General features: G+C 50.6%; 10 protein-coding genes. 3 read left to right on the forward strand and 7 right to left on the reverse strand.

Going from position 1 to position 14,592, the window contains the following annotated elements; all coding sequences use genetic code 11:
- Window positions 1-5: 5 nt before the first annotated feature.
- Window positions 6-695, forward strand: a complete 690-nt coding sequence (locus MMG03_RS10230) for an NAD-dependent deacylase (protein ID WP_073161404.1) — start codon at window positions 6-8, stop codon at window positions 693-695.
- Window positions 696-730: 35 nt separating this feature from the next.
- Here the strand turns inward: MMG03_RS10230 and MMG03_RS10235 are convergent, their stop codons facing one another.
- The 3 genes from MMG03_RS10235 to MMG03_RS10245 form a co-directional block, all read right to left on the reverse strand.
- A complete protein-coding gene (locus tag MMG03_RS10235; protein ID WP_249506202.1) occupies window positions 731-1,840 on the reverse strand; it encodes an ABC transporter ATP-binding protein in 1,110 nt (369 codons plus the stop codon).
- Between the two features lie 103 nt (window positions 1,841-1,943).
- Window positions 1,944-2,912 carry an ABC transporter permease subunit gene (locus tag MMG03_RS10240; protein WP_249506203.1) on the reverse strand — a complete coding sequence of 323 codons (969 nt, stop codon included), beginning with the start codon at window positions 2,910-2,912 and terminating at the stop codon, window positions 1,944-1,946.
- Between the two features lie 14 nt (window positions 2,913-2,926).
- Complete coding sequence (locus tag MMG03_RS10245; protein ID WP_088665800.1) at window positions 2,927-5,506, reverse strand: ATP-binding protein; 2,580 nt, start codon at window positions 5,504-5,506, stop codon at window positions 2,927-2,929.
- A 51-nt stretch (window positions 5,507-5,557) separates the two neighbouring features.
- Here MMG03_RS10245 and hflX point away from each other — a divergent pair, with 51 nt between their 5' ends.
- Together hflX and MMG03_RS10255 are read left to right on the forward strand one after the other, a co-directional pair.
- A complete protein-coding gene (gene hflX / locus MMG03_RS10250) occupies window positions 5,558-6,739 on the forward strand; it encodes a GTPase HflX (protein ID WP_073161400.1) in 1,182 nt (393 codons plus the stop codon).
- Between the two features lie 192 nt (window positions 6,740-6,931).
- Complete coding sequence (locus MMG03_RS10255; protein ID WP_073161399.1) at window positions 6,932-7,513, forward strand: phosphatidylglycerophosphatase A; 582 nt, start codon at window positions 6,932-6,934, stop codon at window positions 7,511-7,513.
- On the opposite strand, the gene MMG03_RS10260 is transcribed toward MMG03_RS10255, so the two are convergent.
- The 4 genes from MMG03_RS10260 to MMG03_RS10275 all read right to left on the reverse strand — a co-directional run bounded on the left by MMG03_RS10260 (window position 7,514) and on the right by MMG03_RS10275 (window position 14,383).
- On the reverse strand, window positions 7,514-9,034 hold the full coding sequence (locus MMG03_RS10260) for a diguanylate cyclase (protein WP_249506204.1): 1,521 nt from the start codon (window positions 9,032-9,034) through the stop codon (window positions 7,514-7,516). It lies immediately after the preceding gene.
- 107 nt (window positions 9,035-9,141) lie between these two features.
- Window positions 9,142-11,463 carry an ATP-dependent helicase gene (locus tag MMG03_RS10265; RefSeq protein WP_249506205.1) on the reverse strand — a complete coding sequence of 774 codons (2,322 nt, stop codon included), beginning with the start codon at window positions 11,461-11,463 and terminating at the stop codon, window positions 9,142-9,144.
- A 282-nt stretch (window positions 11,464-11,745) separates the two neighbouring features.
- The gene (locus MMG03_RS10270; RefSeq protein WP_249506206.1) at window positions 11,746-12,978 is read right to left on the reverse strand and encodes an FISUMP domain-containing protein; all 1,233 of its coding nucleotides are present in this window, start codon (window positions 12,976-12,978) and stop codon (window positions 11,746-11,748) included.
- 220 nt (window positions 12,979-13,198) lie between these two features.
- Window positions 13,199-14,383, reverse strand: a complete 1,185-nt coding sequence (locus tag MMG03_RS10275) for an FISUMP domain-containing protein (RefSeq protein ID WP_249506207.1) — start codon at window positions 14,381-14,383, stop codon at window positions 13,199-13,201.
- Window positions 14,384-14,592 lie beyond the last annotated feature (209 nt).

The following is a 14,592-nucleotide window of genomic DNA, read 5'->3' on the forward strand; positions in this document are numbered from 1 at the left end:
CACTTATGAAAAAACGTTTGGTTGTTTTAACTGGAGCAGGAATTAGCGCGGAATCCGGACTCAGGACATTCCGCGGTAACGACGGCATGTGGGAACACGAAAACATCGACGACGTATGCACCCCCGAAGGTTACTACCGCGACCGCAAGCGCGTCAAGGATTTCTACAACTTCCTGCGCATGGGTCTCAAGGAACACCAGCCCAACGCCGCCCACTACGCCCTGGCAGAACTGGAAAACCGTCTTGGCGACGAATTCCTGCTGATTACCCAGAACGTAGACGACCTGCATGAACGCGCCGGCAGCCGCCAGGTGTTGCATATGCACGGCGACCTGATGCGCCTGACCTGCGAACGAGACCCCAGACACCAGTTCGTATTCAAGGGCGAAGAAACCATGAAGACCATCTGTCCCTTCTGCGGTGCCATGAGCCGTCCGGACATCGTGTTCTTCGGAGAAACCCCGCAGTACATGGAAGAAATCCAGCAGGCCCTGGAAGAATGCGAAGAGTTTGTCTACATTGGCACCAGCAGTGTGGTCTACCCCGCCGCCGGTTTCAAGAGCCTGGCCCATTCCTACGGAGCCAAGGTTACCTGTCTGAATTTGGAAGTCCCCGCCAGCGACCCCTACACCGATGTAAGCATCCAGGGCAAGGCCAGCGTCATTGTACCGGAATGGTGCAAGAACTTTAAATAATTTGTGGACGTCAAAAAGTTTCCGCTAACCGGTTTTTATAGACCGTAGCAGAAAGCGATATGATCCGCTTCGGAGTCCTGACTCCGGGGCGGTTTTTCGTTACCGCGGCAACGAGCCTGAGCGTCGGCGGAAAGATTGGAGCAACGTTCGCATCGATCCGCAAAACGACAGCCAGACACAAAATCCTTGGGATGCGGCACAGAGCCCGGAATAGACTTCAGGTTCTTCATTTCGCTGTGACTTTCAGGAATGGCTGCCAGCAAGCCCTGGGTATAAGGATGCAGCGGATTGTTGATGACTTCACGGACAGGGCCCACTTCAACAATGCGGCCCGCATACATTACAGCCACGCGGTTGGCATACTGGGAAACGATACCCATGTTGTGGGTAATGAGCAGCACTGCGGTTCCAGTACTTTCGGCCATTTCCTTAAGCACCGCCAGAACCTGAGCCTGCACGGTCACGTCAAGAGCCGTAGTCGGTTCGTCGGCAATAATCAGCTTGGGCCTAGGCAGCAACGCCATCACGATGCAGACTCGCTGCAGCATACCCCCCGAAAGTTCATGAGGGTAAGAATTCAAGACACGATCCGGATCCGTAAAGCCGGCCAAGTTCAGCATGCGGCGAACTTCCGCTTCAGGGGCATCCTTCCCGGAGCCTACCATGGAACGTGCGCGGGCACTGAACTTGAAAACTTCCAGCAGCTGTTTCTTGATAGTCACCACCGGATTCAGGGCCTGCATGGGTTCCTGGAAGATGCACGCGATTTCGGAACCGCGAACCTTCTGAAGTTCCTTCAGCGGGAGTTTGGACAAGTCAATGCAAGATTCCTCGCTATCGCTCGGAATGACACATTGAGACGCGTTCTGAAAGACTCCTTGAGACGCGTTCTGAAAGGCTCCTTGAGACGCATTCTGAATGGCGCTGGGAGCAAACAGCACTTCGCCGCTGACAATTTTTGCGGAGGGCTGAGGCAGCAGTCGCAAGATGCTCATGGCGGTCACGCTCTTACCGCAACCAGACTCCCCCACCAGCGCAAAGAATTCACCGGCATGGATGTCAAAGGAAACACCGTCCGTCACCTGCAGGCGGGCAGCCCCGAAGGCCACCGACAAATCCTTTACTGAAAGAACCGTGTTACTCATAGCGGTCTCCAGACTTGGGGTCCATGGCATCGCGAACACCTTCGCCTACAAAAGTGGTCAAAAGCAAGGTCACAAAGAGTGCCGCCACCGTACTTACAGAAATTCAGGGGGCGTAAAGATTATTCAATCCCTGGCTCATCAGTTCGCCCCAGCTAGGTGTAGGCGGCTGCAGACCGAAGCCAAGAAAATCCAGGGAGGTCAGGCTTCCGATTCCGCCAATCAAGGTAAAGGGGAACAGCGTCACCACAGGCGTCATGGCGTTGGGCAAAATTTCCTTGAAGAAAATATGACGATGTCCAAGTCCCAACACGCGGGCGGACTGCACATAGGTCATGCCGCGCAACTTCATGAATTCGGCACGCATATAGTAGCTGAGCGAAATCCAGTTGAAAGCAGCCATAATCAAAATCAGAAGCCAGAAACTGCGGCCATAGATACTGCCAATAAGAATCACCACATAAAGCATGGGCAGCGAAGACCAGATTTCGATAATGCGCTGCATGCCGGTATCCCAGAACTTTCCAAGATAGCCCTGAATGCCACCAATGACGATTCCCAGGAACGTACCCAGAACCGTTAGCAGTAGACTAAAGCTGATACAAATCCTAAAACCATGAATCAAGCGGGCCAGAACGTCGCGGCCATTGGAATCCGTTCCCAGCCAATGCTTGGCGCTGGGGGCGAAAGGCGGCGCACCGTCATTATCCAGGTCGGCCTTCAGCGGGTCATGAGCCACAGGAGGCATAATGGTCCAGAGAGCAGGACAGCCACCGGCTCGAGTAAAACCTTCGGCGGCATCTTCTTCGCATTCACGAACCGCAGCAAACAAGGCACCGTAATCGGCCTCGGTATCATAGCTACCGCCAAAGTCCTTGTCGCTATATCGGGCAAAGGCCGGGAAATAGCTCTTGCCATTGTAGCTCATGTACAGGGGTTCGTCGTTCACGGTCCAGGGGCTAGTCAACGAAAGCAGGTAAGCCACCACAAGAACCACAAGCGACCAGAATGCCCGACGATTCCTGCGGAAACGTCTCAGACGATTCAAGGTTTCTTGAGTCAATCGAACTTTCATGTGCCAAGCCCGCCCTAGTTAAACACCTTCTGCAAAAGGTTATAGAACTTGGTAAAGTCAACCGGCTTAGAAATATGCCCATCCATGCCGGCATTCACCGATTCCTGGACATCTTCGGCAAAGGCGTTTGCAGTCATTGCATAAATCTTGATGCAGGCCTTGAGCGGGTCAGACATTTGACGAATTCTGCGGGTCGTTTCATAGCCGTCCATGCGAGGCATCTGCACGTCCATCAAAATCAAGTCGTAGCTGCCAGACGGTTCACGTTCCAACCTTTCAAGGCATTCCATGCCGTCTTCGGAACATTCCACATGAACGCCAAAACTCTTCAGCATTTCTTCGGCAATCTCGCGATTCAACTTGTTGTCTTCTACAAGAAGGATTCGCTTGCCCTGAAGGTTAGCAATGTACTTCGGCGAATTCTTACCATCACCCACGCTATCGCTTTCTGCAACACGGTGAGGAGTTTTCACCACGACCTTGGTACCTTCACCAACCTTACTGTTCACCTCGATGGAACCACCCATCAAGTCCACATACTTCTTGACGATACTCAGGCCAAGGCCAGAACCAACGACACCGCTAATCGTCGCAGACCGTTCGCGTTCAAAATCTTCGAATATATGAGGCAGGAAACTTTCTGATATACCCACACCGTTGTCTTCAACGGTAGTCACCATATAGCACCAGCCTTCCTTTTCGTGAGGCATTTCGCGGAAGTTCACTCTGACAGTTCCAGCGTTCTCGGTATACTTCACCGCATTGCTGACCACATTCAGAATCACCTGCTGGACTTTAACCTTGTCGCAGAAAATATACTTGTGACCCATGTTTCTGGACACCAGAAGCATGATATTCTTTTCTCGAGCCGTTTCTTCGAAGGTCACGGCAACTTCGCCTGTCAGTTCGGCCACCACAGTGGGAGACTCTTCCAGAAACACTTCGCCCGATTCAATGCGAGCCATGTTCAGCACGGAGTTAATCAAGCCCATCAGCTGCTTGCCGGACATCTGGATATTATTCAGACAGCGAGAAAGTTTTTCAGTCTGTTCGGGAGGCAGACCCAGTTCCCACAAATACTGCAGGGCCAACGTATCATAGCCAAGCACCGCATTCATAGGTGTGCGGATGTCATGACTCATGTTGAACAGGAACTTCGACTTGGCCTTATCGGCAGAGCGAGCCTTTTCCAGGGCGGTTTCCAGAGCGATTCGCTGTTCCAGTTGTTTCTTCTGCTTTGAACGTTCCAACTCCATGGTTTCGTCAAAGTTCTTGAAGCCCATCACAAATTCCGGACGAATCTTGGAAGGTCTTACGAAAAGAGCCTGGATATAATGGGTCGTACCGTTCCCCTGGGTACGGAATACGAAATCAAACTGAGACCTGTTGGCAAAAGCCTCCTTCACCTTTTCAAGGGTCAACACCTGATCAAACAAGGCCTTGTCTTCGGGAATAACCATACGGTTGGCGTACACAGCCATGATCTGATTATACTTGGCGTCTCCGCTAAAGAGAGCGCCAGCCTTCTGAACGAGAATGGGGGCAATACGGATGCACTGGTTTTCACCCGTATCCAGATTCACTTCGAAGACACTGGCGTACGATTCCGCCAAGGCGCCGACCACACTCTGGAAGTGGTCCCTGTTTTCTGTATGGATCATGCGGCTGGCCCGGTTCATCAAGTAGATTACCAGGAAAACAATCAAGACGATGATCAAGGCTATTAGAAGGGCGCCAACCACAACCTGGATAGAAACCTTTGAAATTTCTTCCGGAGGGACCAGGACCACAAGGTAAAATCCGTAATCGCCAATGGCATAAACACCGGCTACGTGGGCACCGTTCTCGTCGCCATAGGTGAACTCAACAATGGAATCATCCAAGGCGGCCTTACGGAACAAGTCCATATTGCGATCGGCAAAATTACCAGTCAGCACAGACCTGAACGGGAGGCCATATTCCGCCTCATCCAGAGAAGAGACCACGTTCAACTTGGAATCCAGAATGTATTCGTACGCACGGCGGTTACTCAAGGAGGAATCAAGCAAATGGCGTAATTTTGTACGGCCACCCATGGAGCCCACCAGATAGCCCACAACAGAATCCTTAAATGTTACGGGCTGTACAAATCCCGCTAGGGCCTGCAAACTCCTCTTGGACTTCAGAATGGAGAAGACGTTGTTCTTTCTGGAAATGGCTTCCCTATAGAGGGGTTCATCATAAAGATCGAACTGATTGTCTTCGCTTACAAGGACCCCATCGAGCCTAAGGAAGTCCACATAGTCAAAAAAATCCTCACTATTTTCCGCCACCTCTTTAACAGCAGCCGGCGTAACGGGCAAACTCTTTAGCCGACGAGAGAGTTCCGAAGCCATCAACTGAACCTTTACGCGGGATGCATCCAGATGATGATTCAGCAGTTCCGATTTCTGCTTAACTTCCCATGCGACATACATTTCAATCTGTCTCACATGAGCTTCACGGACAATGTATGCAAAAAAAGCGGCAGCGATAAAAACGCCAACGGCAACAGAAGTCGCAAGTAAAAACTTGGGATTCATGTCCATCGGTCTGTTGTTCTTTTTGTCTTCCATAGGAGGCCCTTTTTCGCACACAATAATAACAAATTTCTAATATGTAGTCGTATGAGAGAAAAGACGATTGAGCACAAGAAAGAGAAAGACCAGAAGGAACGTTGCATTTTGGTTGGTATCGCCACTCCAAAAGTGCGTCCCTGGCTCGCCACCGAACAGTTGGCGGAACTTGGTCGACTGGCAGAAACTGCCGGAGCTGAAGTTGTGCAAAGCTTTTTACAGAGGGTTCAGCAATTCAATGCCGCTACCCTTATTGGAGAAGGCAAGGTAAATCAGGTAAAACAAGCCCTTGAAGAAAACGACGCCAAGATGGTGGTTTTCGACGATGATCTATCCGGTTCCCAGGTCCGCAACCTGGAACAGAGAATGCCGGGAATCAAGGTCCTTGACCGCACAGGATTAATCCTGGACATTTTCGCAAAGCATGCCGTTACCGCCGAAAGCCGCCTCATGGTAGAAGTGGCCCAGTTGCAGTATATGATGCCCCGCCTTACCGGTGCGTGGACCCACTTGTGTAGACAACATAACGGCGGTATTGGAACCAAGGGCCCAGGCGAAACCCAGCTGGAAACGGACCGTCGACTGATCCGCAAGCGCATACAGGAACTGAAGAAAAAACTTGAAAAAATCGAGGACGCCCGCGAAAGCCAGGCGGAAAACCGCAACGACATCTTTCACGTCGGCATCGTTGGTTACACCAACGCCGGTAAGAGTACTCTTACCAACCGGCTCACCGGTGCCGACGTCTACGTCGAAGACAAGCTCTTCGCCACTCTGGACAGCACCACCCGCAAGCTGTTCCTTGACGGCGAGAACATCATCCTCTCCGACACCGTGGGCTTTATCCGCAAACTCCCCCACAACCTGATCGAAACTTTCAAGAGCACCCTGGGAGTGGCCGCCCACGCCGACTGCATCCTGGAAGTGGTTGACGGAAGCGCACCCGACTACCGCGAACATCTGGAAGTCACCCACAAGACTCTGGAAGGTATCATCAGCAAGGACACACCCCGCCTCCGCGTATTCAACAAGGTGGAAGTCTGCGACGAAGCCCGCCGAAACGAACTGCTTGAAAACTATCCCGAAGCCATCCAGGTCAGCGCCCGCGAAAACATCGGCATGGAACGCCTGCGAGAAGCCTTCAGGGAGCAGCTATCCAACTGGCACAAGAAGCGAGAAGCACAAGCAGAAAAAATCAAGGAAGAAGCAGAATCACCATGGAAGAGTGAATAGTGAAGAGCAATGAGTTATGAGTTATGAGTTATGAGTTAAAATATGGCGCCTTCGGCGCGACTATTTAGCTGAAAGGAGCCGCAGGCTCCGACCTCATACCTGATACCTCATACCTAACTTTGGCGCCTTCGGCGCGATTATTTAGCTGAAAGGAGCCGCAGGCTCCGCCCTCGTACCTGATACCTAAAAATTATGAACAAAGAAGAACTTAAAGAAAAATATGGCAAGAAGCGCGTCCCTCACCAGTGGCGCGGTACCGACTTCATCTCCGCACAGATTTGCACCTTTTTCGGTTCGGGCATGAGCCCCAAGGCACCCGGCACCATGGGAAGCCTGGCCGCCGCCATCGTCGCCTACCCCATGGCATTGCTATTTGCCAAAATCGGCACACCCGACCTGGGCATCCGCGGAACATCCGCCGGTCTGAACAGCGCCTTCCTTATCGCCGCCATCTTCGTATTCTTCGCCGCCATCCCTTTTGTCAAGAAGGCCATGAAGGATACGCAGACCGAAGATCCGGGCTGGATTGTCATTGACGAAGTCTGCGGCATTTTCATGTCGTTAGCATTTATTTCTAATGCAAGTATACTCGCCCATCCCTGGACCCTTGCAGTGGCCTTCGGACTGTTCAGATTCTTCGACATCCTGAAGCCCCTAGGTATCCACAAGTTCGAAGCCTTCCCCGGAGCATGGGGCGTCATGGCAGATGACTTGCTGGGCGGTATTTACGCAGGCATCCTCATGGGCGCCATCGCATTCGGAATCGGACTTTAATCAGCCGCGCCAGAAGGTAAAGGAACGGCCCTCGATTTTCTTACTTTCGTAGGTACAGTCGTCGGCCTGTCGATAAAGGTCATCAAAGTCAACCTTGCCGCCCCTAAAGAAGGTGGCACCAAGGCTTACGGCAATATTGTAATCTTCAAGGCCTTCAATAGAGACCTTATTCAGTTCCGTAAAGAATCGTCCAATGGCCTGTGCACCCAACTCCTCGTTGGTCACCTTGCTCAGGAATACCATAAATTCATCGCCACCTAGACGCAGCAGCACATCGACGTCACGAAAGGCCCTCTGCATGGCATCGGCTACAGCCACAATCACCTTGTCACCAGCCTGGTGGCCATAATTGTCGTTGATGGACTTAAACTTGTCTATGTCAAACAGGCAAAGCATTCCCTGCAGGCAGTCGTGCATCTTTTCCTTGATCTTGGAAACGCCACCGTTGCGGTTGTAAAGGCCAGTCATGGCATCGGTTTCCGCCTGGGAAATCAAGGCCTTTTCACGCTGCTTCTGTTCGCTGATATTTTCCACCGCAAAAATCACGTAGCGGGGCAATTCATCTTTTTTGTCAAAGTCCACGTTCACATAACGGGCGCGGCACCACATCCCGCTCTGCGAAAGGAATTCATGAGTAATGGTCGTCTTCCCTTTCAGACGTTCCTTCAAAGTCCCTAAGTCCAGGAACTTCTTTGCGTTTTCGAGAAAATCGGGATCCACAGTCTGCAAGGCACCATGATGTAACATCTGCTCCACATGAGGGCCCATGGCACCATAAGGCTTCAGGGCATCTACATCATTACGAAGTTCCATGAACATCCCGGTATCAAGGTCTGCATGATACATGGTAACGTAAATATTGGAAATGGACTTCAAATATTTCGTCAGCTGTTCCTGGTTCGTCAATTCATTAACTCGATACTCAAACACAAAACGTTCCAGCTTCATTCGGGTCATGTAGGTTCCAAGAATCAAGCCCACGCTACTGTAGACCACCATGTTCACAATTTCAAGATTCACCATTTCGGCGGGCTTGAAAATCTTCACAAGATGAATGAACAGCAATTCCAAAACGAAATACAGGATCGCCAATCGATAAGGGCGGTCTGTAAAGAACATGGGCACGATGGCGAACATGACCAAAAGCGAAATGGTCAGCTGGTTTGGCGAACATACAAAGGCCAACAGGAATCCAAAGCCGAACAGAACACAGTCAAACAGGTATATCAGCCAAGGCAGCAACCTGGGCTTGCGGGGAACCAGATAGTAGTTGGCGAAGAAAATAATCAGCGATAGAACCAGGCCAAAACTGTAACCGAAATTCTGGTCAATCTTAACTTCAATCTGGAATGAACGGGAAAGCAACAGGGCCGTAGCAAACAGCACCACCGCGATCCTTGAAAAAGCATGAAGGGCCGCCTGGTTATTACGGTCCATAGCCGTCTTAATCTTGGGAAACTCCCTAGGATCAATACAAGCATACAGGATGTAGCTGCGCAACCATTCAAAAAATCGTTTCATCGGTTTTAAAGTAAATAAAAAAATATCCGTGGGAACATTTTCCAATCAACTTCATAGGAAAATCATCTAAAAAAAGGTATTTTTGGCCTAATTTGGAGTGAATAGATCTATTCTTCGGCTTGCAGGGGGTAATCGAACTGAATTGCCCTGTGAGTCGCAATCTTATCGAACTTGACTTCGTAGTATAAGTTCTCGGCATCGACACCAACCACGGTACCCGCCCCCATAATCTTGTGAACGACACGGTCCCCTTCCCCAAACTTGGCAATGGGAGCTTTCTTGCCGACAACACCATCCACACCGGATTCGCCATCCAGATTCTCGCCCAGTTCGCGGTTGCGATCCACCTCGGCAATATGTTCCTTGGCGGCGCGGTACCATTCCTCGGTAAAACCCTGAACCACATCCAGGTCGTCCATATCCATTTCCAGCAGGAACCGTGACGGGTAGCGACATTGGACATCGCCACCGGCGCTATCTTCGGAATCGCTGATGCACAGCACATTTTCGGCGCGGGTCAGAGCCACATAGGCCAGACGGCGTTCCTCTTCTAGCTGAGCCTTGTTCTTGACACGCTTTACCGGGAAGCAGCCTTCGTTAAGGCCGCAGACAAACACATAAGGGAATTCCAGGCCCTTGGCGTTGTGGATGGTCATGAGCTGAACCTTATCCTTGCGGACTTCTGCAGATTCAGCGGATGAGTCAGAGGAACCGCCCGCCCCATCGCCGGCTCCATCCCCCAAGCCATCGCTATTTGTGAACAGCACGATGTTCTGGAGGTATTCATCAAGGGTAGCATCTTCTTCGAAGTTCTTTTCGAACTCCATGACGCCCTGCTTAAGTTCGGCAAGGTTACCCAGGCGGTCTTCGTCACCATCCAGGCGAAGCATTTCTTCGTAGCCGGTTTCGCGGAGCATCTTGGTCAGCACATCGCTGACGGCCATATCGCGGTAAAACCCGCGGTACTTCTCGATCAGCTTGACGAACTCGCCCACCTTGGTGCGGGCCATGAAAGCGGCACAATCCAGGTCAGGCTTTACAGCATCATTTTCGACGGCGGCATTTTCCGCCTCGGCGGCCACATAAATTTCTAGAAGGGCATCGTAAAGATTCAGCCCGCGGCTAGTGGCGTAATTCTGCAAGATAGCCTGCTTCTTAGGGCCAAACATGCGCTTGGGCGTATTCACCACACGCAAAAAACTCAAGTCGTCGCCGTATACCAGCATACGCAAGTAGCAAAGCACATCCTTCACTTCCTGGCGCTGGTAAAATCCGATACCGCTGTAAACCTTGTAAGGCAAGTCCGAAGACATCAGCGCTTCTTCTACAGAGCGGGACTGGGAATGCATACGGTAAAGGACTGCGATATCCTTGGGACTGACGCCGTTATCGATTGCCTGCTTGATCCGTTCCACAATCCATTCCGCCTCTTTGCGGGTGTTCTTGGCGTGGTAAAACACAGGCGTCTTGCCGCCGGCCCTGGTGGGCTTCAACACCTTCTGAATACGGAACTCGTTATTCTTGATAACAGAATCCGGGATTTTCAGGATCGAGGGCGTCGAACGGTAATTGTTCTGCAGAAGGATTGTCTTGCAGCCTTCGTGGTGGCGGTCAAAATCAAGAATGCGGTTGACATCGGCCCCCCGCCAGGTATAAATCGTCTGGTCCGGGTCCCCCACAACAAAAAGATTCTTGTGGTAGCTGCAAAGCAGTTCCGCCAGGCGGTACTGCTGACCGTCAATATCCTGGAATTCATCCACCATCACATACATCATGCGCTTGGCCCACTTCTCCCGTTTTTCGGGGAAGCGTTCCAGAATATAAAGCGTTACCAGAATGAGGTCATCAAAATCCAGCGCAAAATTTTTGCGCTGTTCATATAGGTAGCGGTAATAAACCCGATGCCACTTATCAGGCGCAGCCTCCACCAATTCCAAAAGGCCTTCGGCATCCTTGTCGGCAAACAGGGAAACATAATCCGCCTCGTTGGCCTTGCGACCGCCAATGAAATCCATGACGCTACTGATCTTAAGGTCGTTCAGGTGCAGGCCCAGTTCGGCATAGCACTTCTTTAGCAAGGTCTTCTGATCGTCTTCGTCAAGAATCATGAATTCCTTGGGATAATTCAGCACATGAATATCTTCGCGAAGGAACTGTACGCAAAAACCGTGGAAGGTGGAAATATAACCGGAATCGTCGCCCTTGAGCATGGTGCGGATTCGGTTCTTCATTTCGCCGGCGGCCTTGTTGGTAAAGGTAACGCAAAGAATATTGGATGGAGAAATCCCCAGTTCCCTAGCCAGATACAGATAGCGATGGGTAAGCGTGCGGGTCTTGCCGGAACCAGCCCCGGCAATCACACGAATAAAGCCCTCGGTATTTTCAACAGCCTCACGCTGTTCTGCGTCTAGTTTAGAAAGCAAATCCATACTGCACAAAAATACACTTTAACAAAGGCTCTGTCAAGTCACCCCATACACATTTGAGCAACCAGCATAAAAAGTCCGTTTTGTCAGCCTGTCGAAAACTGCATTTTTACTCCAGAAACGCCATTTCAAGGCTGTTTATTAGCTTCGGCGCCAAAGCATATTTACAGTAGGTTTGCAGCATACAGTCTGGACTGACAGAGCCTGCAGTTAGAATACAGCTAACAAAACGCGTTTATGCAATCTGACCCTGGCCGTACGAAAAAACTTGACAGAGTTATCCGATTAGTAGTCTTTTGCGCACCGGACGGACGCCCCGTTGACTTTCTTTAGACCCGCATGTTGGTTTATAAAGCTGCTGGCGACAAAAGCTATCCTGCCTAACACTTCATGTTCTTCACTGTCGTATTCACCGGGCATCCAGTGACAAGCGTATTTTTCTATATTTTGATAAGTAGCTTGTTTTTCATTACTGTATCTACTCTGTAATTCAAGATCCCCCGCCGGCAGAAGGGAGAATCCGCGTTGGTTGCTCCCCCACAGGACTGCCCCCAAATAATTGGCACCATTACGCGATATGCTTCCCTTCATAATCAAGCCCCATTCTTCTTGATTCATCACATGCCAGCCCTCGGGGCATATTCCTTGATGGAGGACATACGTAATTCCATTTTTGTAGAAAGATACAGGATTACTCATCAAATCAAACTCCATCGGGCACTTGCTTGTGCCAATGCCAAAGCTGTCGCAGGCGGCAGGGAAATTCATGGCGCTAGCCCAGGTGTAAAGCCCGCCGAAGCCGTTGTCGCAGAACCACGGGTCGTCGTCGTAGCAGAATTTCGTGGAGTCGGTCATCTGGGCCCCGGCATCAATCATCTTCCCGTAGTTCAGGTTCTCCGCAAAATAAGTTATGGAATCTAAATTTGTATATCCCGCCCAATAACGAATGGTCTTGTACACCTGGCCGTCGCGCGGGTCGGTGAACTCGCCGTAGCTGTAGCCCTGGTCGTTCACAAACAGCTCGCTCATGTCGTAGTACTTGCTACTGCTGCTCGAACGGGCAACAGAACTGCTGGATTGTAGAATCCAGTGACCGTTTATGCAAAAATAAGTTTGACCTGTTTTCATGAAATACTGAGACCATCCTTCATATTCGCTGTCGCAAAGCGAGTCTACCAGCACAAAGCTGCTCGAGCTAATCCCGACATCGCTAACCGCTCCCGACGATGCCGCCACAGAACTGCTAGATCCCCAGTCGGTGCCGGGGATGACACTGCTGCTGGAGGCGGCACTTTCGCTCGATTTTGCGGAGCTTCCCTTGCTCGAGGAGCTCTTCTTGGATTCCTTGGCTTCGCCAGCTGTGACACTTGTGCTGGAGGCGGCGTCGAGGCCTTCGTCGTCGCTCGAGTTCACGGAAATTTCGTCGCTTGCGCCACTCCCGGAGTCGCCTCCGCAGGCGGTAAAGAAGAAAGTCAACATGGCGCACAGGGCAAGGCAAAAAATTCTGAGCAGGTTCATTCAAATATCCTTGTCATAACTCGTTTGAAAAATAAAAAATTTATATGTGAGCATCATTTTTACGCAGCGAGCACATCAAGAGTCTTGGTTCAAGAGACTCGATCTTGTAATTGTTACGGTTTTTCTTGGACTTTTTGTTCTTCTTGTTGAGTTTAGACACATAACCCCTATAGCCTTTCAAAGGAAAGGCTTTGTTAATTTGTTTAAAATCTTGTTATAGTTAGTAGTTTTTTACACAGCGAACAGAAAACGCTCGTTTTGATTTAGGCTCTTCGCTAAGACGAGCCATTTCTTGTGAATCAATTGAGATGAGATGCGCTTTTTCAGGATAATCATTTGATTGCTGCGGCGACCAGAAAAACGTCTGTACCTTTATAAGTTTATAAAGAGTGGTGTTATTTTCGTAACGCAACCAATACCCAGCAGGCAGTATTGACAGCCCATAGCTGTTGTTGCCAAAACCAGCGACCTTTGAGCCCATGTAGAGGGCGACATCACGGCTACTCTTTTCGGATATTTCAACCCACTCATTTTCATTCATTATATGCCATCCTTCCGGGCATATACCTTGATGCTGGACAAAATAATACTTTCCGTTAAATTCTTCATTATCGCTTTCTAGATTAAACTTATTCGGACATTTTTCCGAAGCAATGGAGACGCTGTCGCATACGGCGGGGAAATTCATGGCTCTGCTCCAAGTATAGAGTCCACCCCATCCATTTTCGCAGTACCACGGGTCATCATCGTAGCAGTACTTAGAGGAGTCTCCCTGAACAGATCCTCCAGAAACCATCTTGCCATAGTTCAGATTCTCCGCGAAAACCGTGTAGGATTCCATGAACACGCCTTTTTTTAGCTCAACCGTACGGTATTTCTGTCCGTCGCGCGGGTCGGAGAACTCGCCGTAAGACACCTTCTCGTTGAATTGTTCCGTCATATCGAAGTAGCTGCTGGTCGGCACAGCCGAACTGGAGGAGGCCGGAACCCAATAGCCTCCTTGGCAGACCTCTCGAACGCCACTATTCCTTCGTGTCTCTCCTTCTTCGCATATAAACACAACTTCACTAGAGCTACTTGTCCCATCCAAGTCATCACCACCACCCTCCTCTGAGCTGCTCGACTTAACGCTTGACGAGGCTGGGCTAGACTCACCGCCACTGTTCTTGTCTCCTGTAGACGAGTTTGATTTCGCAGAGGAAGAGCTGTTCGTAGTCGAAGACGAGACACTGCTGCTAGATTTGTCTCCATTGCCGTCACTGGTCCCGTCGCCGCTGCTCAGGATTTCGCTAGACGAGGATTCCTTTTCCGGTTCAACGAAGCTGCTGCTGTCGTCGTCACCGCAGGCGGTAAAGAACATGGTTGCCGCGAACAGGGCAAGGGCAAATGGTAGCAATCGTTTCATTTGTTCACTCCAAAGAAAGAAGATAGAAATTGTTGATGAGGCACGAGGTTCGAGGGCGCTCGCGGGGCTCGCTTCGAGGTTAAAATTTGGCGGCTACGCCGCGTAGCTAAATCTCATAACTCGTAATTCATACCTCATAATTAATTGACGACGCTTACCCCCTCGTACGCCGATAAAGGCACAACAGCCGGAGTCCGCTGTCTGAGGGA

It is taken from the genome of Fibrobacter sp. HC4 (genome assembly GCF_023373925.1).
Lineage (GTDB): Bacteria > Fibrobacterota > Fibrobacteria > Fibrobacterales > Fibrobacteraceae > Fibrobacter.